Below are 22,301 nucleotides of genomic sequence, written 5' to 3'. Positions count from 1 at the left end.
CGTTGTAGTCAGCCCATTCGGCGCTTCAGCATTCCCTGGATTGCAGGATCGATCTTGAGCGCTAGCACGACCGCTGCGAGCACCACTACCGATACCGCGACCGCGAACGCGCCGTACCAGCCGAGCGCGGCATGCAGCTTCATGGTGATGCTGTATCCAAGCCGGTTGTGCAGCAGGTACAGCGGATAGGTGACCAGGCCCATAGCGCGCAGCAGGTTGACTCCGCGCATGCCGATGCGGTGCTGTAGACCTGCGTTGTGGCGGACGGAAGCCCAGATCATGACCACTGTCGTCAACCAGATGGCCACCGCGCCCCACTGTGGAAACGTCATCTCCAGGTACGGCGCAGCGATCGTGGAGTGATACCAGATTTCCATCACGCAGCCTGCAATGGTGACCACCAGCGCGGCGATATGCAGGCTCTTTGCAGGTCGAACGCCGGGCCGCAGCATGGCATCCCACAGCAGCACGCCCGTCGCGAAGAAACACCCGTGCAGCAACAGCGTGCTTGGATAAAACGACAGGTGCTGCAGCGATTTGTGCACGACGAGCCAGGCCCGTCCCGACCAGTACGGATCCGCCGTGACGAGCGCCCAGTACCCGCAACTGATTGCACCGGCCACGGCCATGACGCGCGGCAGCAGGTGTAAACGACGGCTCGCGATCAACAGAAAGACAAGCAGATAGAAAGCGGCTTCCACCGGCAGCGTCCAGAACGGGTCGTCGATGTACTCCGTGCTGTGGGTGCCTGGAACAAAGGCAATCGTCTCCAGAACGTCGCGCCACACAAAGCGCTGGGGCATCGCGTGCATCCACAGCGCTGCACCAGCCGCGACCAGGGCACACATGACGCACATGGGCCACAACCGGAAGAAGCGCTGCTTGGCGAACCGGGCCGCGGAAACGCCCTGGGCCGAGTACGCGATCACAAAACCGGAGATGACAAAGAAGATTTCAACCCCGATCCAGCCGTAGCAGAAGAGCGGGCGAAGTGGCATAAAGGATGTGGTCGGCATCACGCCGCCGTTGCGGCTGCGCAGCCACGACGACACAACTAGGTGCGACCCCATGACAAGAACGGCGGCCGTCAACCGCAGTGCGTCGATGCCAACGACCTGCTTGCGCAATGGCTGATGTACGGGTAGAACGCTGTTTTGCAGTGTCGCCATTCTGTAAGGAAAAGGGTGTCTGTGCCTAGCAGGATTTTACGTGCGCTGCTTTCGCCGGTCGCACTCTCGCGGGGCGCAAGCAACCGTGACCGCTTACGCCGGCTTGCCCTTCATGGGAAGCGTTCGCACGATCTTGCCTCCCTCCTGGATAACGTACAGCTGATTCGCGGGGAGATTCTTCAACGTGTCTTTTGCGCCGCTTGGCCATTGGATCTCCAGGTCGGCAACGGTCGCAGCACCCAGGCCGAAGTGCACGCGCGGATCGTTCTGCGAAAAGTAACTCCCGCCACTCCGCACTTCGTCGATCTGCTTCAGCACCGCAGTCGATGCAGGATCGAATTGCGTTCCAGTGTGAGCGGACACGACCAGCCGCGCGCCGATACCGCTGCGGTTGCTTTTCGTGCCAACCAGCCGCACTTTCAGGAAGTTCGTGTTTTTCGCATCCGCGGTGCGATCGCAGCGCAGAAGTTGCGGCGGGGCATTGACGCAGTTCACGACCACGTCCATGTCACCGTCATTGTCGTAATCGCCAAAGGCGCATCCACGCGCGGGCACGCTATCCGTAATGCCGCCGCCGGCACGATCGGTCACCTCTTCGAATTGCCCGTCGCGCAGATTGCGATACAGATACTTGTGCTCTGCATAAGCTGAGTCGATGTGCGTGCCATCGACCTCTGGATACACGTGACCGTTGGACATGAACAGGTCGGGCCAGCCGTCGTTATCCGGGTCGAAAAATCCAACACCCCATCCCAGAAATCGCGTGTTCACGCCCAGGCCGCTCAGGTAGGTGTGGTCTTCAAAGTTGCCGTCGCCAAGATTTTGATACAGCGAGTCGGTATCGCCCGCAAAGTTCGTCTTCACAATATCGAGCATGCCATCGCGATTGAAATCGCCCACGCTGACGCCCATGCCCGCCTGCGGCTTGCCGTCCGGCGAGTAAGCGATTCCGCTTTCAATCGCCTCATCCTTAAACGTGCCGTCTTTCTGGTTGTGATAAAAGGTCGCGGCGGTCGAGTCGTTCGCCACGTAAATGTCGGGCCAGCCGTCGTTGTCCAGGTCGGCCACACTCACGCTCAGCGCGTAAGTGCCAATGGTGTTCAGCATCCCGGCTTTCTCGCTGACATCGGTGAACGTGCCGTCGCCGTTATTGCGATACAGGATGTTCTTGCCGCCGTTCAGGCCTGGCGGACCGCAAGCCACCTGAATGCCTTTGTAGGCACAGCCCGCGGCTTCGGGCAGCGGCGCCGTCTTGATATCGAAATCGATATAGTTCGCAACAAACAGGTCCAGGTGGCCGTCCCTGTCGTAATCCAGAAAAGCGCATCCGGTGTTCCAGCGCGTTGACTTCTGCAGCAGGCCCGCCTTGGCGGTCACGTCAGTAAAGGTGCCGTCGCCATGGTTCTTGTACAACACGTTCTGGCCGTAATAGCTGACGAAAAGATCGTCCAGCCCGTCGTTGTCGTAGTCGCCCACACAGCAGCCCTGGCCCCAGCCGGTGCGCGTGATACCGCTCTTTGCAGTGATGTCGGTAAACGTGCCGTCGCGATTGTTCTTGAATAGTCGCGACATTGGCTCCTGCCCTTTGGGAAAGCCTTCCAGCCGAGTTCCGTTGACCAGGAAAATGTCGATCCAGTCGTCGTGGTCGAAGTCATAGAACGCCACTCCGCAGCCGGTGGTCTCCAGCAGATATCGATTTTTGTGCTCACCGCCGTAAATCGTCTTCACGTTCAAGCCGCTCTGCTTTGCCACATCCAGAAAGGTGTAGCCCAGCGGCGTGCCCAGCACGGGCGAAGGGTTCAGCTTCGCCGCGTGTGGCTTCACATCGTATGCCTGACGCGAGTTCGCCGCAGTCTGCCCACCTGGCGACGCGGTCTGCGCCGTCGCAGCCAGCGACAGAACATCTTCCAACGAAAGCACCAGCGCGGTACGAGAGAGTGATTTAAGAAAAGATCTGCGGTCAGCCCGCATCCGGAAACCTCAACAGGTGCAGTATAGAAACGCTGAAGCGGACCGGCAATGAAGAGCCTCGAAATCGATGATCCAGACCGGTGTGCAACCAACGGCTAGGGATTTTTCTGCAATGCTTTGGCTTTGGCGCGTTCCGATTCTGCCTCGGTCTTTGCACCCAGATGTTCCAGCGCGCCGGCCAATGCCAGGTGCGGCGTGGCGTCAGTTGGGTTCGCTGTAATCGCATTGCGGAACTGTGAGCTGGCCTGGGCGAATTGACCGCGTTGCAGCAACAGATTGCCACTGTCCAGGGCAAATCGCTCCTTCTGCTTTGCAGTTGCGGCACGGCTCAACTCCGCGGCTGCTTTGCGCTCGGCCGCGGCACCCTCGCGGTCTCCCATTTCAATCAACACGCTGGCAAGGTTAACGTGATTGCCCGGCTGGCCCGGGTCCAACGCAATCGCCTTTCGCAGTGCGTCAGCGGCCTCTTTCGATTTGCCGTCCTGCTTCAGCACAGAGCCAAGTGTGCCCCATGCGTCCGCGTTCTCAGGCCGCAACGCCACAGCCTGCTGCAGCACGGCAGTGGCCTTGCCGAAGTCGCCCTGCTGCATGTACAAGATGCCTAGCGAGTAGGGTGCATCGGACAGCTGCGGATCGAGCGCGCGCGCCTTCTCAAAAGCGGCGATCGATTCCGGGTATCGGTCTTTCAGCTTGTAGGCCAGCCCCAGGTCGTAAGCGAGTTGCGCGCTGCCGGGGTCCAGCTCGCTGCCACGCGCGAACTCCGCGATGGCATGATCCAGATCGCTTTGCTGCAGGTAAGCAACGCCCAGGTCCTGGTGCAGCGTAGCGTCGTTGGGCGCAACTTTTGCTGCGCGAAGATACAGGGGCAGAGCCTCGCTCGCTTTGCCGGTTTGCACCAACGCCAGGCCGTAATTCGTGAGCAAACCCGCGTCGTCGGGCCGTGCGCGCAACACTTGTGCAAACAGCGGGACAGCTTCGTCGTTGCGGCCCAGGCTTTCGAGCGTCAGCGCAAGCTGGTAGGCGGCATCGCTGTCCTGCGGCGCGTGGGCGAGCGCGGCCCGTAGCGTCGCAAGCGCTCCGGATTCGTCGCCGGACTGGAACTCTGCCGCGCCTAATTGCACGCGTGCCGCGGTAAGCCCCGGCGCAAGCGCCACTGCCTCCCGAAGCTCATTTACTGCTTCGCCAGATTTGTCTTGGCGAAGCAGCGCCGACCCAAGGTGCAGTTCCACTTGGGCACGCTGTGCGGGTGCGGTAGCGCCCACCAGCGCGGAGCGGAAGCGTGATTCTGCTTGGGTGAACTGCCCGGCCTGTGCCAGCAGCACACCGGATGCGTCCAGCAGCAACGGGTCATTCGGCGTGGCGGCGAGCGCCGCGCTCAACGTGCGATCCGCTTCGGCGGACTGCTGTTTCGCAAGGTAGAGCTGCGCCAGGGCAATGGCCGCGTCAGCCGGCAGCGCGGAGCCGTGCTGTGACTGCCACGCGGTCAGCGCGCCGATAGCTTGCTCTATCTCCGTGGAATTAGCCGCTGCCGTGCCCAGAACGGCGGCTGCGGCGGTTCCGAGGTTTAGCTGCGCCGCTGCATCGTTCGGCTCTGCTTGCAAAGCCTTGTGCAGTTCAGAGAGCGCCTCCGCGTTTCGGCCCTCCTGCACCAGCACCGAACCCAGGGCGCTGTGACCTGCGGCGACCTCCGGCGCAAGCCGCACTACCGTGCGGAACTGCCGTTCCGCTTGCACATACTGGTGTGCCTGAGCGGCGGCGACCCCCTCACGAAACGCCTTGCCCGCTTCCTGCAGATTGCCTTGCGCTCTCACGGCCGCGCCGACGACGAGCAGCGCCATCGGCAGTGCCGCGCGAAGATGACGGCCGGCTCTCATGCTGGCACGCCGGCGCAGCCGTTAGCGGGACGAAAGCGCCACATATTGCCGGCCCAGATACAGACGAAGCATGCCCGTGCCCTCCACCATCTGCAGGGGGCGGGGACGGCGTAGAGCCGTGTCCACCTCGACCGCAGTCCGGCCGATTTCTGTGCCTGACACATCCAGCAGCACAAAGGTGTTATCAGCCAGGAAGCCGCCGCCATAAATGCCGGGCGCAATGCGCAGCGTGCCCGCGTTCAGCGGCACCTCCGTCACGAAGTAGAACTGATACTTCTCACGAACGCCTGTCGAGTAGCCTGAGGTATCGACCAGCCCGGCCCAGGTAATGCGGCCTGCCGTATTGCTGTAGGCGGCACTGTTGCGAATCTGCAACGGCGCGCTCTGGCCGCTGAAGTACACGGTCGCGGGCAGCAGTTTTTCCAACTCGGACGTGGCAATTAGGCCTTTACCATGAGTGGCGTGCACGATCGGTGCCGAGGCCATCTGGGCCGTTGCGACCGCGGTACCCGCAGGAGCAGTCACACTCAGAAAGGTCGCACTGACCAGGACAGCCGACCCAAGTTTCGAACGCAAAGAGCAAAGCAAAGCAATCCTCACTAATACGGTACGCAACCGAAGGAAACCGGCGGAGCCCGCGACAGCCATCGTTCCACGACATGGAACCCTGGCGCAAGCGGAAGCTGTGAACCGCGGGGAACAAGGCTCCTGCGTTCTTTTCTGCAACCTGCTCTCCGTGCGGGCATCCATAATAAGCCGGAGTCATTAGGATCTTTCAGGACGTCGCCAAGGCCGGTCCGGCTGTGGCCGCCGGTGTTCCTGCTGTGAGGTGTTTTGTTGCGAAGTGACCGGGTATTTTCCCGTATTCAATGCGTGCTGGGCGCGCTTGCCGCTGCCGGCGTTGTACTGCTTACCGCTGGGTGCCACAAGGCCGCCCCGCCCGCGGCGCCTGCCATGCAGGCCATGCCGGTGCAAATCTCGCCCGTGCAGCCTACCAGCGTTCCGGAAACCGACACCTACGTCGCCACCGTGAAGAGCCGCCGGTCTTCCACGATGCAGCCACAAGTCGAGGGCAATATCACCAAAATTCTGGTGAAGAGCGGTGATCACGTGTCCACCGGCCAGGTGCTGATGCAGATTGATCCGCTGAAGCAGGTTGCGGCCGTGCAGGCGCAACAGGCGGCGGAAATTCAAACCCGTGCCCAGTTTCAGTACAACCAGGGCGATCTGCAGCGTCAGCGGCAGCTGTTTGAAGCCGGCGTGATCAGCCGCCAGGCCTACGATCAAGCTGTCCAAAGCATGGGCACCTCGCAGGGTGCATTCACCGCGTCGCAGGCACAAACCTCCACCCAGCGCACCTTGCTCAGCTATTACCAGATTCGCGCTCCTTTCGCCGGTGTCGTTGGTGACATCCCGGTGCACATTGGCGATTACGTCTCACCCACCACGCTTCTGACCACGGTGGACGAGGTCAAGGACCTTGAGGCATACATCTATCTGCCGACGGATCGCGCCGCCGATGCGCATAACGGCCTGCCGGTCGAACTCCTGGGTGAGAACGGCAAAAAACTCGCCTCCACCAGCATCTACTTCGTCTCCCCAGAGGTCGACAACGGACTCCAGGGCATCCTCGCCAAAGCGCCGGTGCCGGCTGGCAGCGATCTTCGCAACGGCCAGATCCTGAATGCGCGCGTTACCTGGGCTACACGCAATGCTCCCGTGGTGCCGGTGCTCGCGGTAACCCGCATCGGCGGCCTGCCGTTCGTCTTTATTGCGCAACAGTCTGGAAACGGCTACATCGCGCACCAGAAAAACGTGCAGCTTGGCGAACCCGTGGGCAACAATTACCCGGTGCTCGGCGGCCTTGCCCCGGGAGACAAGGTCATCGTTTCCGGCCTGCAGCTGTTGCAGGAAGGCATGCCGGTCAAGCCGCTGGGCTAACGTGCCATCGCTACGCACGCGCCGCTCCTGCCGTTTTTTGCAAGCCTTCTGCACGCCCGTACCGCTAAGAGAGTTTCCGCATGGTTGAGTTCTTCATCCGACGTCCCATCTTCGCCACGGTCTGCGCTCTGCTGATCATCCTGGCGGGCGCGGTCTCGGTGCCGTCTATCCCGATTTCCCTGTACCCGCAGCTTGCCCCGCCCCAGGTGGTTGTTGCGTGTAACTATGTTGGCGCCAACTCCTCCACGGTGGAATCGGCAGTGACCATCCCGCTGGAAACCGCAATCAACGGCGTCGAAGGCATGCGGTACATGAGCTCCACCAGCTCAAACGACGGCACCAGCACCATCACCATCACCTTTCAGACCGGCTACGATCTGTCCATTGCCGCCGTTGACGTGCAGAACCGCGTTGCAACCGCGCAGGGCCGCCTGCCCGCCACGGTCAACAACACCGGTATCAGCATCACCAAGGCCAATAGCAACTTCGTTCTGGCCGCCGGCTTCTTCTCGCCAGACAAGAGCCTGTCGCAGGGCTTCATCAGCAACTACCTCGATGTCTACGTCAGCGACGCCCTGAAGCGCGTTCCCGGCGTGGGTGCGGTGGTCATCTTTGGCGAGCGCAAGTACGCAATGCGCATCTGGCTGGATCCGTCACTGCTCGCTGCGCGCGGCCTGACCGCGCTCGACGTCCAGAATGCACTGCAGGAACAGAACGTGGAAGTGGCCGCCGGTCAGCTTGGCCAATCGCCCAGTGTCCCGGGGCAGCAATATGCCATGGCCGTCCGCGTTGTGGGCCGTCTGAGCGATCCGAACCAGTTCGACAACATCATCCTGAAGAACGCCACCGGGACGAACGTGGCTGCCACCAACACGGCCGCGGTAACGAACAGCGGGTTGGTGCTGCTGCGCGACGTGGGACACGCCGAGATCGGCGCTGAAAACTACAACACCGATCTCCAGTTCAACTTCGGCAACCAGGGCGGTGAGGCCATCGGACTTGGCGTGCAGCAGCTCTCCAACGCCAACGCCCTCGATGTGGAGCGTCAGTGTCTGGCCGTACTCGCCAACCTGCAAAAGAGCTTCCCGCCAGGCATGAAGGGCGTGGTAGCCGTTGACACCACGACCGCCGTCTCCGACTCCATCAAGGAAGTCCGCTCGACCATCATCGAGGCGATCATTATCGTCATCCTGGTGATCTTCCTCTTCCTGCAGGATTGGCGATCCACCGTCATCCCGTCGATCACGATTCCGGTTTCGCTCATCGGCACCTTCGCCTTTATCAAGATCTTCGGCTTTTCCATCAACTCACTCACGCTGTTCGGCATCACGCTCGCCACCGGCCTCGTCGTCGACGACGCGATCGTCGTGATCGAGAACGTACAGCGCCACCTGGAAGAAGGCGTCGCCGAGGCGCGTCGCGCGACCAGCATCGCCATGTCTGAGGTGACCTCCGCGGTCATCGCCACATCGCTGGTGCTTATCAGCGTGTTCGTGCCGGTCAGCTTCTTTCCCGGCACCACCGGCATTTTGTACAAGCAGTTCTCGCTGACGATCGCGTTCTCCATCGCGATCTCCGCCTTCAACGCGCTCACGCTCACGCCCGCTTTGTCCGCCATTCTTCTGCATCGCGATAAGCAGCTTTTGCCGGGCATCCTAAAGCCGGTCACGTTCGTTCTGCGGAAGCCTGTGGGTTGGTTTGAAACCGGCCTGCAGCGCGTCATCAAGGCGTATGCAAGCGCGGTTACCTTTGTCGTGGCGCATCGCTATATTCTGTTGCTCGTCTTTGTGCTCCTGCTGGGTGGCACATTCTTTATCTACAACACCGTACCGACCGCGTTTGTGCCGCAGGAAGACCAAGGCTACTTCCTGGTGATCGTGCAAACACCTCCAGGCGCATCGCTGGACTACACCCGCGAAGTTGCCGCCCGTGGCTCGGCGGTCATCCGGCAGGACAACGATGTGTTCGGCACCTTTTCCGTCATGGGTTTCTCGCTGGCGGGCGGCTCGTCGCCTAACTCGGGCATCATCTTCGCTCCGCTGAAGCCGGTCGACGAGCGAACCAAGGAAGGTGATGGTCACGACGCGCGAGCCATCGTGAACCGCATTCGTCCCAAGCTCTTCGGCGTTCCCGGCGGTGTCCTGTTCGCAACCGAACCGCCCGCCATCCAGGGCATCGGAACCGTCGGCGGTTTCCAGTTCATCCTGCAGGACGAGGGGCGCAACACGTTTCAGGACATTGATCGCGTCGCTCACCTGACCGTTGCGAAATCCAACGCACCCGGCTCCGGCCTGGTGGGCCTGAATACGCAGTTCACGGCAAACGACCCACAGCTCTTTGTCACCATCGATCGCGACAAGGCAAAGGCCATGGGAGTTCCGCTTTCGCAGATTACCACCGCGATGGGCGTGTATATGGGGTCGAGCTACGTCAACGACTTCGACTTCAACAATCGCTCCTACCGCGTGTACATCCAGGCCGACGCCCAGTTCCGTCGCAATGCCGGCGACCTGCGCCAGTTCTACGTCAAGAGCAACGGCGGTCAATTCATCCCGCTCGATAACCTGGTCTCCCTGAAGGAAACCAGCGGACCGCAGGTGATCAACCACTACAACATCTTCCGTTCCGCGGAAATCGACGGTTCGCCTGCGCCGGGCCAGTCCTCCGGACAGGGCCTGGACAACATGGTCAAGCTCTTCAACTCGGTCAAGATGCCAGGCATGACCTACTCGTGGACGGGGCTCGCCCTGGAAGAGGTCGAGTCCGCCGGCAAAACAGTCATCATCTTCGGCCTTGGCATCCTGGTGGTGTACCTGACGCTTGCCGCGCAATACGAAAGTTTCGCGCTGCCGTTCATCATTCTGCTTGCCGTGCCCACCGCGATCCTGGGTGCGCTTGGCCTGGTCGCGTTGCGCGGACTCAACGACGACGTCTACGTGCAGATTGGCATGGTGATGCTCATCGGTCTTTCCGCAAAGAATTCGATTCTGATTGTCGAGTTCGCCGAGGAGATTCGCCGCAAGGGCGCCAGCATTATCGAAGCCGCCATCCAGGCTGCCGAACTGCGGCTCCGGCCCATCCTGATGACCAGCTTTGCCTTCATCCTGGGTGTGCTGCCGCTCTACTTCGCGACCGGTTCCGGTGCGTATGGCCGGCACTCGGTGGGCACGGCGGTGGTCGGCGGCATGCTCGCGTCCACGCTGCTCAACCTCTTCTTCATCCCGGTGCTCTATGTGATTGTGAGCAGCATTATCGGGCGATTCGGCCGCAAGCCGCACACGCCGGAACCTGGTGAGCCGGCCGCCGACACAACTGTCCCGCTGCTTGACCCAGGCCACGAACTGCCGCCGCCGCACGAAGCCTGACAACTCCGCTTCCGTCACATCGGGTCCAAGCGCCTCCATCTTTTGATGGAGGCGCTTCTACATCGCTGAGTACTATCCGACATGCTTCGCCGCAGGTACGATCTTTCTGGTTGTCATGTCCCGTTCATTCTCCAATTTGGCCGCCAGTCTCTTGGCGATCGCGGCAGGTGTGCTCGTGCTGCTGTTGCTCGTGCAACCGCAGCGCGCCAGCGCAGGCAGCGATGCCGACGCGGCTGCGGAGGCGCGGCATGTCTACAACGAGAAGATCGCGGCAAAGTACAACTTCCACTATGGCAAGGAGAGCCCGTTCCTTCCGTCGAACATGACGACAGATACGGGCGAGTTCATCGACCCCAAGAGCTTTCCAACTGCGTCGTACTGCGGTCATTGCCACCAGGAGGCCCACCAGCAGTGGCGAGAGTCCGCGCACTCCAACTCCAATCGCCCACCGTGGTATCTAAAGAACGTCGCCCTGCTGAACGATCAGAAGGACAAGGGCATTGCTTTCTCGCGGCACTGCGAAGGCTGCCATGATCCCATCGCGGTTGCCGCCGGTGCTCTGACTGAGGGCTCGGCCAAAAAGCGGCCCTACGATCAGGACGGCATCACCTGCTCCGTCTGCCACGCCATTCAGAAGGTCGATACACGCGGCACCGGTTCCTACGTGCTCGGCGTGCCAGCGGTGCTGGTTGACGAAAACGGCAAACCGATCACCCGGCCCGTGCAGGACGCCGAGATCCTCGCTCACCTGGACCGCCACTCTGCCGCGGTGATGAAGCCGTTCTATCGCACCAGTGAGTACTGCTCCAGCTGCCACAAGGCCGCGCTGCCGCAAACATTGAACGGCTACAAGTGGCAACGTGCCATCTCGCTGTACGACGAATGGCAGAACAGCTCTTTCGCGAAGGAATCTCCGCTGCCCTTCTATACAAAAGAGTCCGTCAGCACCTGCCAGACCTGCCATATGGGGCGCGAGGCGCTCACCGGCACCGATCCCGGCGCAAAGCATGGACAGCTCGCCTCGCACCGCTGGCTTGGCGCGAACACCCTAATTCCGCAGTACTACAAATTCGACGAGCAATCGAAGCGCGTCGTCGAGTTCCTGCAGGCCAGCGCCTTCAACGTAGACCTCTTCGGCATCGAGCGCGGCTCGGCAAACCCTGAGAAGCCGAATGCGAACCTGACCGCACCCCTTGGCGCTGCCAGCTATGGTCTGCGCGCCGGCGAGCCCATCGTCGTTGATGTCGTCATTCAGAACAAAGGCATCGCGCACTCGCACGTGCCCGAGCAGCGCGACATGTACGAGTCTTGGACCGCGTTTACGGTCAAAGACGCCACGGGCAAGGTGCTGTTCGAAAGCGGCGGCCTGCAGCCTAACGGTGAGCTCGAGTCAAGCGCGCACAGTTTCACGAACCGCCTTGTCAACGCGCAGGGCACGTTGAACGAGCACCACGAGGTCTGGAACAATCGCATCGTCGCGTACAACAACTCCATCCAGAGCGGCCGCTCGCAGATGGTGCGCTACGGCTTCACCATCCCGCAAAACGCAACGGGCGATCTGACCGTCACCGCGACCGTAAAGTATCGCCGCTTCATGCAGCACTTCATCGATTTCGCGCTGAAGCCGCACTACGAGCAGCCCATCGTTGACATGGTCTCGACCACGCGCACGCTGCACATCGGCGACAATCATCCCACGCCCGATCTGCCCGCGCAGAACAAGGAATGGATGCGCTGGAACAACTACGGCATCGCCCTGCTGGATGCGCAGCAGTATGCGGCCTCAGTCGATGCGTTTGCACATGTGGCCAGGCTGCGTCCTGACTACGCTGAGGCCTACACCAACCAGGCGATTGTGGAGATTGCCTGGGAGCGGTACGACGATGCGCGTCCGCACCTTGCAAAGGCACTCAGTCTGGCACCGAACAATGCCCGTGCGCTTTACTATCGCGCTCTGGTTGAGCGCAACGGCGGCGAACTGGACGCCGCAGTCACCGACCTGCAGGAGGTTGCCAGGCAGTTCCCGCGTTCGCGCGACGCGCACCGGGAGCTCGGCTTCAGCTACTACCAGCAGCACAAGTATGCAGAGGCGCGCACCGAGTATGAGGCCGTTCAGTCCGTCGACCCAGATGACCTGGCCGCGCACTATATTCTTTCCATCGTTTACCGGCGCCTTGGGTTGAAGCCGGAGGCTGCGCGCGAAGCGGCCGCCTTCGCCGATCAGAAGGACGATCCCACCGCAAACACCTATGCGCTTGAATACCTGCGCGCGCATCCTGAGGTCGCCAACGAATCCGTCGCGTGGCACGTCGACACGCTGCAACCCGTTGCAGCAAAACCGTAAGCGGGTTGGTAGTCTAATGACCATGCGATCGTTGCTGCGCAAAGGCTTCGCTGGCACGTTGCTCACCAGTGCGTTGGCTCTGGGCGTACCTCTTTTCGCCTCCGATAAGCAGAGCCGTGCTGCCGGCGAAGCCACCTACCACTCCGCCGGATGCGAACGTTGCCACGGCGCGGACTGGAGCGGCACGGACCGCGGACCTGACCTGCGTGGCATCGGCAAGCGCATGAAGCGCGACGAGATCGACAAGCAGATTCGTGCCGGTGGCGGTGGCATGCCCGCCTTTGGCGATGTGCTCGCCGACACGCAGATCCTGCAACTGGTCGACTTTTTGGAAGCACAGAAGAAAGCTCCAAAGCAGAGCAAGCAAACCGCACCCGCGCCACAGCCTGAAAAGCCGAAACCCGCCGATCCCGAATGACGCCCAAACCTTCCGAGCCGACCCCCACGATGCTGTCTTCCGCTGCAAAGCTTCTCTTAACAACCCTGCTGCTCAGCGGCGTTGCTGCTGCACAAACGCCGCAGGCCGGCAAGCCTGTTGAAGGCTCACAGCCCGCTGCTTCCAGCGGCTCTTCCACCGGCGGCGCGCATGCGCCGGTGCTGGACGCGCAGCAGCGCCCGATTACGGCGGGCGGTTTTGTGAAGACAGGCCCGGTCGTGTTTCAGGACATCGCCGCCAAAGCGGGCCTGAGCAGCTTTCACCACAAGGTCGGCACCGCAGAGAAGGGCTACATCATCGAGACGCTGGGCTCCGGTGTGGCGCTGCTCGACTACGACAATGACGGCTGGCTCGACATTTACCTGGTCAACGGCAGCACTTATGAGGCGTTGAAGGGAACCGCCGCAGCACCGCATGCTGCACTCTTCCACAACAATCACGACGGCACCTTTACCGACGTAACCGCGACCGCGGGCGTCGCCAACGACCGCTGGGGCATCGGTGCGGTCAGCGCCGATTATGACAACGACGGCTGGCCTGACATCTTCGTCAGCAATTACGGCAAGAGCCGCCTGTATCACAACAATCACGACGGCACGTTCACCGATGTCGCGGAGAAGGCCGGCGTGACCTTTGATGGCTGGGCCACCGGCGCCACCTGGGGCGACTACGACGGTGATGGCAAGCTCGATCTATTCGTGCCGGGCTATGTGCACTTCGAGATGCCAGAGTCGAAGAACCCCGGCAAACCCGCTGAAGCCAACCTCGCCTTCTGCTCCTTTCGCGGCGTGGCGACCATGTGCGGACCGCACGGCCTGAAGGGCGAATCAGACAAGCTGTTTCACAACAACGGCAACGGCACCTTCACCGAGGTTTCTGAGAAGGCCGGCGTCGGGGACAAGCGCGCGTACTACGGCCTCGCCTCCCTCTTTATTGATGTGAACGGCGATGGCAAGCCCGACCTGCTCGTGGCAAACGACTCCACGCCCAACTACCTCTACATCAACAAGGGCGACGGCACCTTTGAGGACGCGAGTTACGCCAGCGGCTACGCGCTGAATGAAAGCGGCCGCGAAACCGCGAGCATGGGTATTGCGGCCGGCGACTACCTCCACAACGGCCGCATCGATCTGTTCAATACAACCTTCTCCGACGATTACAAGCCGTTGTACCACAACGATGGCGACGGCAACTTTACCGACGTCTCGTTCCAAATGGGCATCGCCGAGCCGACCGTACCGTTCCTCGGTTGGGGCACCGCGTTCTTTGATTACGACAACGACGGCTGGCTCGACCTGTTTACCGCCAACGGCCACGTGTACCCGCAGGTCGATCGCAACAATTGGGGCACCAGTTTCAAGCAGCGCGTCCTGCTCATTCACAACGTGAGTGGAAAGCTTACATTCGTACCTCCCGTTGAGGGGACTGGCTTGGCGAAATTGCAGGCCGCGCGCGGCATGGCCTTCGGCGATCTGTTCAACGACGGTCGCATGGATGCCGTGACGAATAACATGGACGACACGCCTTCGCTCTTCCGAAACGTCACCGACAACAAGCATCACTGGATCGAACTGAAACTCCAGGGCACCGGCAAATCAAATCGCGATGCTATCGGCGCCACTGTACTGCTGACCGCAGACGGCTTCACCCAGCGAGGCGATGTAATTGCCGGCGGCTCCTTTGCCTCCTCGCCCGACAAGCGCGTGCACTTCGGTCTGGGTGACGCGACTGCCGTCGACAAATGCGAAATCCGCTGGCCTGACGGCATTAAGGAAGCGATCAAGCTCGAGGGTGTCGACAGGATCATCTCGATCACCGAAGGCCAGGGCGCGGCAAAGTAGGCTCATGCCCATTGCGCAGCTCACCTTCGAAGTCGGTATCGAGCACGCGCAATCGCTCAAAGATCGCCGGCAGGTCGTGCGCTCGCTCAAGGACAAACTTCGCCACGGATTCAATGTGTCCGTCGCCGAGTTAGATGAGGCGCTTGTCTGGAATCGCGCGACCATCGGCGTTGCCGCCATCAACAGTTCGCGCGATTATCTGCTCGGGCAGATGCAGGAAGTCGAGCGCGCGGCCGAGCGAATTTTGCTGACGCTTGGCGGCGCGGTTCTCGACAGCCAAGTGGACGTAATCGATTGACAGCTAGCGGTGGTTCAGCTTCGGATCGTCCTTGCTCGCGTCACCCTTCGTTTCACTGTGCATCAGGCTTCCGAAGTTCTTCATGTCGCTTAGCGAAACATTGCCTTTCAGGTGAACCAGGCTGATCTGTTTCGGCTCGGCGGAGATGATGACCATCTCTTTGGTCACGCCTTCGTTGTCCTGCTTGATGCAGATGTCCGTCATCTCCTTCTGTTCGCGGCTGCGGACCAGGTGCTTCCAGCCGCCCTCATCCAACTTCTTGAAGATCGGCTTCAGGTCGTCCAGGCTGTACTCTCCCTCTCGCGCGAATTCATAGTCGCGTACCACGATGTAGTCCAGCTTCTGCGCCAACTCGCCTTTCTCACCGCCCTTGCGCGCGGCCAGGCCGAGCATGCTTTTATCCAAATTGACCTCGTTGGATTCCTTGGCCTTCGCGCCAAGTTTGTCGATGGCGTCGAACAGGTGATCGTCGACTTGCGCCCCGTCCTCATCGACACCCACAGCGTTGGGAACTACCCGCACGTCCGCAGGAGTCTTCCTGGTTCCATCGTCCGTTGCAGCGTGAGCCGTGTGCGTGCTGAGTGTTCCAACCAACACTGCCATCAGTGCGAGCGTCGTCATCTTCTTCGTATGCTGCATCACTTACCTCCTCCGTTTGCTTCCAAGGCACGTTGAATTTCGCCAAACTCTGTAGTCTCCAGCTTCGCGCTGACCTGGTCCAGGGCGTGGTGCGTCACCTGCAATGCCGTGTCCAGTTGCGCGGCCGCCTGATCCACGCGCCGTTGCTCCATGCGCACATGCTCCACGCGCCACGTTCCGGCAGTGATGGCCAGGGCTGCCGCCGCCGCATATACCGCGCGCCATGCCGGCCGCGTGAACTGCAACAGAACACCTTGACGCCGGTCTGCTTTCGCATCGGCGGCCGGCTTTCGACCGGCGCGTAGCTCGGCGCGAGCCATCACCCGGTCCGTGAATCCATCAGGCGCCTTCACGCGCTGCTGCAGTGCCGTCCTCACATGCTGTCTGAAGACGGCATCTTCCGGCGCTTGCCTGTCTTGCATCCATTTCCGCGAATCGTCATTAGCCACGGACAAACTCCCTCAACAGAACTGCACTTTTACGCCGCAGCAATGCCATGCCTCGCTGCAGGTTGCTCTTGACTGCCGGCACCGTTTCGCCCGTAACGCGCGCGATCTCGTTTGGAGACATGTCCTCCTGGTAGCGCAGTACTATGGCCGCGCGCTGCTGTTCCGGCAGCGTCAGCAGCACGCGCTCCAGCTGTGCGCTCAAGGACATGGCGCGATCTCCGGCATCGGCACCGCCCCCGGCAAAAACGGCGCGCTCGAAACTTTCTTCCCACTCCTCTGCCGCGGTTTCGGGGCGCAACTTGCGCCGGCGGATGGCGTCGGTCGAGCGATGCGTCGCGGTGCGCCGCAACCAGAATGTGATGTGTGCCTCACTCTCCAGCCGGTCCATCCAGCGGTACAGCTCCAGAAACACATCCTGTGCCACCTCTTCCGCGATGCCACGGTCGCCCAGCATGCGGTATGCGATCGAAAACACCATGGATTTATGCTGATTCACCAGTGCCCGGAACGCATCGGCGCTGCCATCCCATTTCCCGTCGCCGTCGATGCCAATCGTCCGAAACATGCGCGCTAATCACCTATACGCACGACCGGTCAGGATCGAATCAACTTTTTCGTGGGTTGCGCCACAAAGGGAACGGTCATGCTCTCGATTCTTTGCTATGCTGTTGAATCAACTGGTTTTCTGTATGCCTCAGCAGCGTGGAAGAGATCATCATAGGAATCGCGTTGCCGAAACGCTACGGGAAGAGATCGCCGTCATTATTGAAGGCGATCTCTCTGATCCCCGCATCGGCTCCGTTCACGTCACGGAAGTAGCCCTTGCGCCGGGCGGCAAAAGCGGGCAAGTCTACGTTGCGGTCAGCGGCAACGAAGCCGAAGAGCAGCAAACGTTGGAAGGGCTGCTTGCCGCCCGCGGCTACATTAAAGCGGAGCTGTTGGAGCGTATGGGCGTCCGGCGCGTCCCCGACCTAACGTTTCACATCGATCGGTCCGAAAAAATCAGTGCACGCATGGACACGATCTTGGATCGCATGAAGAAGCGAACGCGCAGAAGCGAGGCTGCGGCCTCATCGTGACCCCGGCTACCATCACACGTTCCGCAATTCCTGTCGCATTGTCGGCCCTGCCGGACGGACGCCACGGCGTCGGAGTCGATCTGTCTGCGATGGCGTCCGCGATCCTTGCCATGGATCACTTCCTGATCACCTCGCACGCACGACCCGACGGGGACGCGATCGGGTCAGCGCTCGCCTGTGCAGACATTCTCCGCCATCTCGGCAAACGCTGCGATGTCGTCTTCGCCGACCCCATCCCAAACGTGTACCTCACGCTGCCCGGCATCCCACAGGTCAAACATATGACCAGTGTCGATGCCGCGCTGTATGACTGCGCCATCGTGCTGGAATGCGACAGCACGGCGCGTACGGGTTTGCAGGGACTGCAGAGCCTGCCCCTGCTCAATATTGATCACCACATCACAGGTTGCAACTTCGGTGCGTTGAACTGGATTGATGATTCTGCGGCGGCCGTCGCGATCCTGGTTTACCAGCTCGCACGCCATCTGGATGTTCCGGTCACGCCCTCGATGGCAACCTGCCTGTACACCGCTGTGTTCACAGACACCGGGGCGTTCACCTACCCGGGTACCGCGAACGGCGCCCTGTCCATTGCCCAGGAACTGATCGCCTGGGGTGCGGACGCCGACCGCATCGCGCGCGACGTGCTCTACTCCGTTTCCACGGCTCATATCCGCCTGCTCGGAACCGCACTGTCCCGCATGCAACTGCATGGCGCGACAGCGTGGAGCTTCATCACGTTGGACGACCTGTCCGCCTTTGGCGCAACCGAAGAAGACAGCGAAGGCACGGTGGATTACCTGATCAGCATCGCGGGCGTGGACGCCGCCCTGTTTCTTCGAGAGCTGCCGTCCGAATCCGGATCGCCCCAGCAGTTCCGGGCATCCCTGCGCTCCAAAAACGGACTCGACGTTTCTTCGGTTGCGCTCGCCCACGGGGGTGGCGGCCATCAGCGTGCTTCGGGATGCTGCTTGCCCGGCCCGCTGGACGCCGCCGCCGCCGCCATGCTTACCGGCCTGGAGCGCTGCCGCAACGTCTAAGCTCGGCCCACAGCTGGCAGGCTGCAGCATGCGCACTTCAGCAAACGCGCATCCAAGCACCCAGTCGGCACGCTATGCCGCGTGGAGTGGTGCTTGCGGGAACAGACTCCTCTTTCCTCAAAAGATGCGGCAACGCAGAACGGCCATGCCGCGCCAGACGCGCCGCATGGGCATCACCTGTGGGGGCATTCGATGGAACAGACCGTCTGGGCGCACGTGTCGCACAACCCCATCTCGTCCATGTGGAATCTGCAGGGAGTTTCTGTCAAGGATGTTGCCAAGCGCACCTGGAAGGGAATCGATGAAGACAACCTCTTCGGACGCGCCTCGCAGCTGGCCTATTCCTTCTTCTCCGCCATATTTCCGGCCTTGATTGCGATGAGCTCCATTATGGGGCTGGTGGCCAAGTCGTCCGGCCACCTCTACCTTTTACTGCTGCAGAAGATCGGCGGACTGATCCCGCCCAGCGCCTTTCAACTCGTGCTGCAGACCTTTCAGTCCACCACCGCGGCCAGCACCGGCGGCAAGGTCGTACTCGGCATCGTCGTTGCCCTGTTCTCCGCCTCTACCGGCGTCTCCGCAATTCAGGACACGTTGAATACTGTGTATCGCGTCAAAGAGACGCGGCCATTCTGGAAGGCTCGGCTTCAGGCGATGGGACTCACCGTACTGGTCGCCGTGATCGTTATCTTTGCGCTGCTGACTCTGTTTACCGGGGACGTGAGTGCAAACTGGCTAGAGCACCGCTTCTATGCAAGTTATGGACTCAGCGTGGTGCTTCGAATTGTTGCGTGGACGCTTGCTTCACTGCTGATGGTGCTGTCGTTTGAGGTGCTCTACTACTACTGCCCCGACGTGCAAAACAGCAAATGGCGGTGGTTTACGCCCGGCGGCCTGGTGGGGCTGCTCGGGTGGGTTGCCGGATCGCTCGGCCTGCGCGTCTACCTTCACTGGTTCAACACCTATCCGGCAACCTATGGCTCGCTCGGTGCCGTGATCATCCTGCTCCTGTGGTTCTATCTCACGGGAGTCATGATTCTTCTTGGTGGCGAGGTGAACTCCGAGATTGAGCACGCCGTCGCGGAACGCGCCCTGCTGCAGGGCAAGGCCGCCCCGCCAACCGAGTCTCAGCTGGAGACAGTAGCCGGATCTGCTCCTTCGGCTAACGCCTAACTCGTTACCTTTTAGCTAACGAGTAACCTTGCCCGGCGGATGTTCTTCTGCAAAGGTAAAAAGCGTCCACGCTGGCGCGTCGCTACTGTGGGCTGTCTTTCCATGAATTTTCTTCATCTGATCCGGTCCATGCGGCGCGAAGGGGGTGGCCCGGCTGAGGGCGTCCGCCTGCTCGTGGGGGTCTACCGCCAGCTCGGGCATTCGGTTGAGATCGCCACCTTGGACCCACCCGGTCCCGCAGCCGCCGACCTGGACATTCCTGTGCATACCCTGGGCCGGCGCAGCAGTGGCTACGGGTTTTCGCCGGCACTCCGGCCTTGGCTCCGGCAGAACGCCCACCGCTTCGATGGAACGATCGTCGATGGCCTGTGGCAATTTCATGGCTTTGCCGCACTGCGCGAACTGCGCGGCCGCCATCCCTACGTCGTGTTTCCGCACGGCATGCTTGACCCCTGGTTCAATCGCACGTATCCACTCAAGGTGCTAAAAAAAAGACCATACTGGGCACTTGTGGAAGGCCCGCTGCTGCGCGGCAGCAATGCCGTCCTGTTCACCTCAATGGTGGAGCGCGATCTGGCACCGCTCAGCTTTCCGGGCAGCGACTGGAACCCTGTCGTGGTGCCATACGGAACGCTTGGGCCGCCGGGCGATGCGGCGCAAGAGATCGCTGCATTCTACAGCCACGTACCGCAGCTTGCGGGTGAACCGTTCCTGCTGTTCGCCGGCCGGCTTCATCCAAAGAAGGGTTGCGACATGCTGCTGCGGTCCTACGCAGCGGTTGCGGCGCAGCTTGCACTTCCCAAGCTCGTGTTTGTCGGTCCCGATTCGGCCGGGTTGCAGGCCAGACTTCAGCGTTTGACACAAAAGTTGGGCATCGCCGGCCGGGTGCTGTGGGCAGGCATGCTGGTCGGCCCCGTAAAATGGGGTGCTTTTCGCGCTGGGGAGGCCTTGGTCCTTCCCTCGCATCAGGAGAACTTTGGCATCGTCGTGGCCGAAGCGCTCAGTTGCGGTACGCCGGTCCTGCTGTCTGACCAGGTCAACATCGCGGCAGACGTGCAGCGGTGCGGTGCCGGCCTGGTCGAAGCCGACACGGTGGCGGGCACACAGCGGTTGCTGGAGCAATGGGCGCTGCTCTCCGACAGCGAGCGGCAGCAGATGAAACACCACGCCCTCGCATGCTGGCGCCGCTCTTTCGACAGCTTGCGGACCGGGGCGAGTATCGCCGATCTGTTCAGCCACACGGTTGCGCACGAAACTCTGACGAGCGCCTGAACGCCCGTTCGTGCTGTAGCCCGGCCGCTTTGTCTCCGGACCGCAGCCATCACACTTACAATGAAATTTATCCCGCTCCGCCCAACGGACGCTACCGGGGAGAACCTCTGCGCTTTCTACACGTCATCCGATCGTTGCGCCGCGAGGCAGGCGGCCCGGCCGAAGGCCTGCGGCTGCTGACGCAGGGCTACCGGGAAGAAGGCCACGAAGCCGAGGTGGCCACGCTCGACCCACCCGCGACCGTGGCTCCAGACGTGCTCGCTCCGGTCCATGCGCTTGGCCGCAAAACTTTCGGCTATGGGTATAGTCCCGCTCTTGCGGAGTTTTTCCGAGCGGAAGCGAACCGCTTCGACGGCATTGTGATTCACGGGCTCTGGCAGTACCAGGGGCTGGCAGCGCTGCGTGAACTGCGCGGCCGGCATCGCTACGCCGTCTTTCCACACGGCATGCTCGACCCCTGGTTCAACCGGGCTTACCCGTTGAAATTACTCAAGAAAATTCCGTATTGGCTGCTCGTCGAACGGAAACTGCTCGCCGGAGCAGATGCAGTGCTGTTCACGTCCTCCGCAGAGGCGCGCTTGGCTCGTACCAGCTTTCCGGGGCCACGCTGGCGATCGGAGGTTGTACCCTACGGAACGCTCGGGCCGCAGGGCGATCCAGCCTCCAACCGGGTCGCGTTTGTGGAGCGTGTTCCTGCGCTCAAGGATCGTCCTTACCTTCTATTTGCAGGGCGCATGCACGAGAAGAAGGGATGTGATCTCTTGCTGCGCGCCTATGCCGAGGTTCGCCGCAAAACCGATCTCCTTTGCCTGGTCATGGCAGGACCGGACGAGACCGGACTGAGCAGTACGCTGCGAGCCGTTGCCGCGGAAGAGGGACTGGACGATTTCGTTTTTTGGCCGGGCATGCTCACCGGCGCTGCAAAATGGGGTGCTTTCCAATCCGCCGACGCCTTTGTTCTTCCTTCGCACCAGGAAAATTTCGGCATCGCCGTCGCCGAGGCACTCAGCTGCGGTGTCCCTGCGCTCATCTCGGACCAGGTCAATATCCACGGAGATGTTTCCGCCAGCGACGCAGGCCTGGTCGAGCCCGATACACTCGACGGCACGGTTCGCCTGCTGCGCCGCTGGGCCGCCTTGAGTGATGCGGAACGGAACGTTATGCGCGCCAAAGCCTTGCAGTGCTGGCGCAACCGCTTTGACAGTGCCGGCACATCGCGCGCCATCGTCCGCCTGTTCCAGGAGCGCCGCAAAGGGCCGGCCAGCGAAGGTCCGCCGGACGGCATGCAGGAACGCCGCCGCCCTGACTTGATGTAGCTCCTGCCCAGTCTTCAAACGCACGACTGGGTGAACGAGCGACCAAGCCCGGGCGATACACTTTCACAACTGTTGCAGAGTCGTTTTGACCCCC

Annotated in this window: 18 protein-coding genes; 11 read left to right on the top strand and 7 right to left on the bottom strand. The window is 61.4% G+C overall.

All coding sequences use genetic code 11. The features are described 5' to 3' along the window. Window positions 1-8 precede the first annotated feature (8 nt). The 4 genes from ACOFKT_RS13885 to ACOFKT_RS13870 all read right to left on the bottom strand — a co-directional run bounded on the left by ACOFKT_RS13885 (window position 9) and on the right by ACOFKT_RS13870 (window position 5,590). Window positions 9-1,169 carry an acyltransferase family protein gene (locus tag ACOFKT_RS13885; protein WP_419804574.1) on the bottom strand — a complete coding sequence of 387 codons (1,161 nt, stop codon included), beginning with the start codon at window positions 1,167-1,169 and terminating at the stop codon, window positions 9-11. Window positions 1,170-1,262: 93 nt separating this feature from the next. Next, entirely contained in the window at window positions 1,263-3,089 is a 1,827-nt protein-coding gene (locus ACOFKT_RS13880) for a CRTAC1 family protein (RefSeq protein ID WP_419804573.1), read from the bottom strand. 146 nt (window positions 3,090-3,235) lie between these two features. Next, window positions 3,236-5,014: a tetratricopeptide repeat protein gene (locus ACOFKT_RS13875; RefSeq protein WP_419804572.1), complete on the bottom strand. Its 1,779-nt coding sequence runs from the start codon at window positions 5,012-5,014 to the stop codon at window positions 3,236-3,238. Between the two features lie 21 nt (window positions 5,015-5,035). Next, window positions 5,036-5,590 (bottom strand): hypothetical protein, encoded by a 555-nt coding sequence (locus ACOFKT_RS13870; protein WP_419804571.1) that lies wholly within the window; start codon window positions 5,588-5,590, stop codon window positions 5,036-5,038. Between the two features lie 261 nt (window positions 5,591-5,851). On the opposite strand from ACOFKT_RS13870, the gene ACOFKT_RS13865 reads away from it, so the two are divergent. From ACOFKT_RS13865 to ACOFKT_RS13840, 6 genes are all read left to right on the top strand, one after another. Next, window positions 5,852-6,955: an efflux RND transporter periplasmic adaptor subunit gene (locus ACOFKT_RS13865; protein WP_419804570.1), complete on the top strand. Its 1,104-nt coding sequence runs from the start codon at window positions 5,852-5,854 to the stop codon at window positions 6,953-6,955. A gap of 80 nt (window positions 6,956-7,035) precedes the next feature. Then, the gene (locus ACOFKT_RS13860) at window positions 7,036-10,320 is read left to right on the top strand and encodes an efflux RND transporter permease subunit (protein ID WP_419804569.1); all 3,285 of its coding nucleotides are present in this window, start codon (window positions 7,036-7,038) and stop codon (window positions 10,318-10,320) included. A 115-nt stretch (window positions 10,321-10,435) separates the two neighbouring features. Continuing rightward, window positions 10,436-12,664, top strand: coding sequence for a tetratricopeptide repeat protein (locus ACOFKT_RS13855; protein WP_419804568.1), 2,229 nt, complete (start codon window positions 10,436-10,438; stop codon window positions 12,662-12,664). Between the two features lie 22 nt (window positions 12,665-12,686). Next, entirely contained in the window at window positions 12,687-13,082 is a 396-nt protein-coding gene (locus ACOFKT_RS13850; protein WP_419804567.1) for a c-type cytochrome, read from the top strand. 29 nt (window positions 13,083-13,111) lie between these two features. Then, window positions 13,112-14,941 carry a CRTAC1 family protein gene (locus ACOFKT_RS13845; protein WP_419804566.1) on the top strand — a complete coding sequence of 610 codons (1,830 nt, stop codon included), beginning with the start codon at window positions 13,112-13,114 and terminating at the stop codon, window positions 14,939-14,941. A 4-nt stretch (window positions 14,942-14,945) separates the two neighbouring features. Then, window positions 14,946-15,239: a DUF503 domain-containing protein gene (locus ACOFKT_RS13840; RefSeq protein ID WP_419804565.1), complete on the top strand. Its 294-nt coding sequence runs from the start codon at window positions 14,946-14,948 to the stop codon at window positions 15,237-15,239. Between the two features lie 3 nt (window positions 15,240-15,242). Here the strand turns inward: ACOFKT_RS13840 and ACOFKT_RS13835 are convergent, their stop codons facing one another. The 3 genes from ACOFKT_RS13835 to ACOFKT_RS13825 form a co-directional block, all read right to left on the bottom strand. Then, entirely contained in the window at window positions 15,243-15,878 is a 636-nt protein-coding gene (locus tag ACOFKT_RS13835) for a DUF4252 domain-containing protein (protein ID WP_419804564.1), read from the bottom strand. Continuing rightward, window positions 15,878-16,231, bottom strand: coding sequence for a hypothetical protein (locus ACOFKT_RS13830; protein WP_419804563.1), 354 nt, complete (start codon window positions 16,229-16,231; stop codon window positions 15,878-15,880). Before ACOFKT_RS13830 ends, ACOFKT_RS13835 begins: the two co-directional genes overlap by 1 nt. 88 nt (window positions 16,232-16,319) lie before the next feature. Further along, window positions 16,320-16,892, bottom strand: a complete 573-nt coding sequence (locus tag ACOFKT_RS13825; protein ID WP_419804562.1) for an RNA polymerase sigma factor — start codon at window positions 16,890-16,892, stop codon at window positions 16,320-16,322. Window positions 16,893-16,989: 97 nt separating this feature from the next. Between ACOFKT_RS13825 and rbfA the strand changes: the two genes are divergently transcribed. The 5 genes from rbfA to ACOFKT_RS13800 all read left to right on the top strand — a co-directional run bounded on the left by rbfA (window position 16,990) and on the right by ACOFKT_RS13800 (window position 22,207). Beyond that, window positions 16,990-17,406, top strand: a complete 417-nt coding sequence (rbfA, locus tag ACOFKT_RS13820; protein WP_419804561.1) for a 30S ribosome-binding factor RbfA — start codon at window positions 16,990-16,992, stop codon at window positions 17,404-17,406. Continuing rightward, window positions 17,403-18,446 carry a DHH family phosphoesterase gene (locus ACOFKT_RS13815; protein ID WP_419804560.1) on the top strand — a complete coding sequence of 348 codons (1,044 nt, stop codon included), beginning with the start codon at window positions 17,403-17,405 and terminating at the stop codon, window positions 18,444-18,446. Before rbfA ends, ACOFKT_RS13815 begins: the two co-directional genes overlap by 4 nt. Window positions 18,447-18,539: 93 nt before the next feature. Then, window positions 18,540-19,619, top strand: a complete 1,080-nt coding sequence (locus ACOFKT_RS13810) for a YihY/virulence factor BrkB family protein (protein ID WP_419804559.1) — start codon at window positions 18,540-18,542, stop codon at window positions 19,617-19,619. A gap of 102 nt (window positions 19,620-19,721) precedes the next feature. Next, window positions 19,722-20,891 carry a glycosyltransferase gene (locus ACOFKT_RS13805; protein WP_419804558.1) on the top strand — a complete coding sequence of 390 codons (1,170 nt, stop codon included), beginning with the start codon at window positions 19,722-19,724 and terminating at the stop codon, window positions 20,889-20,891. A gap of 134 nt (window positions 20,892-21,025) precedes the next feature. Further along, window positions 21,026-22,207 carry a glycosyltransferase gene (locus tag ACOFKT_RS13800; protein ID WP_419804557.1) on the top strand — a complete coding sequence of 394 codons (1,182 nt, stop codon included), beginning with the start codon at window positions 21,026-21,028 and terminating at the stop codon, window positions 22,205-22,207. Window positions 22,208-22,301: the final 94 nt, after the last annotated feature.

The sequence above is a fragment of the Terriglobus sp. genome (genome assembly GCF_965201105.1).
GTDB lineage: Bacteria > Acidobacteriota > Terriglobia > Terriglobales > Acidobacteriaceae > Terriglobus.
This window is presented reverse-complemented; position numbering and strand designations above follow the sequence as displayed.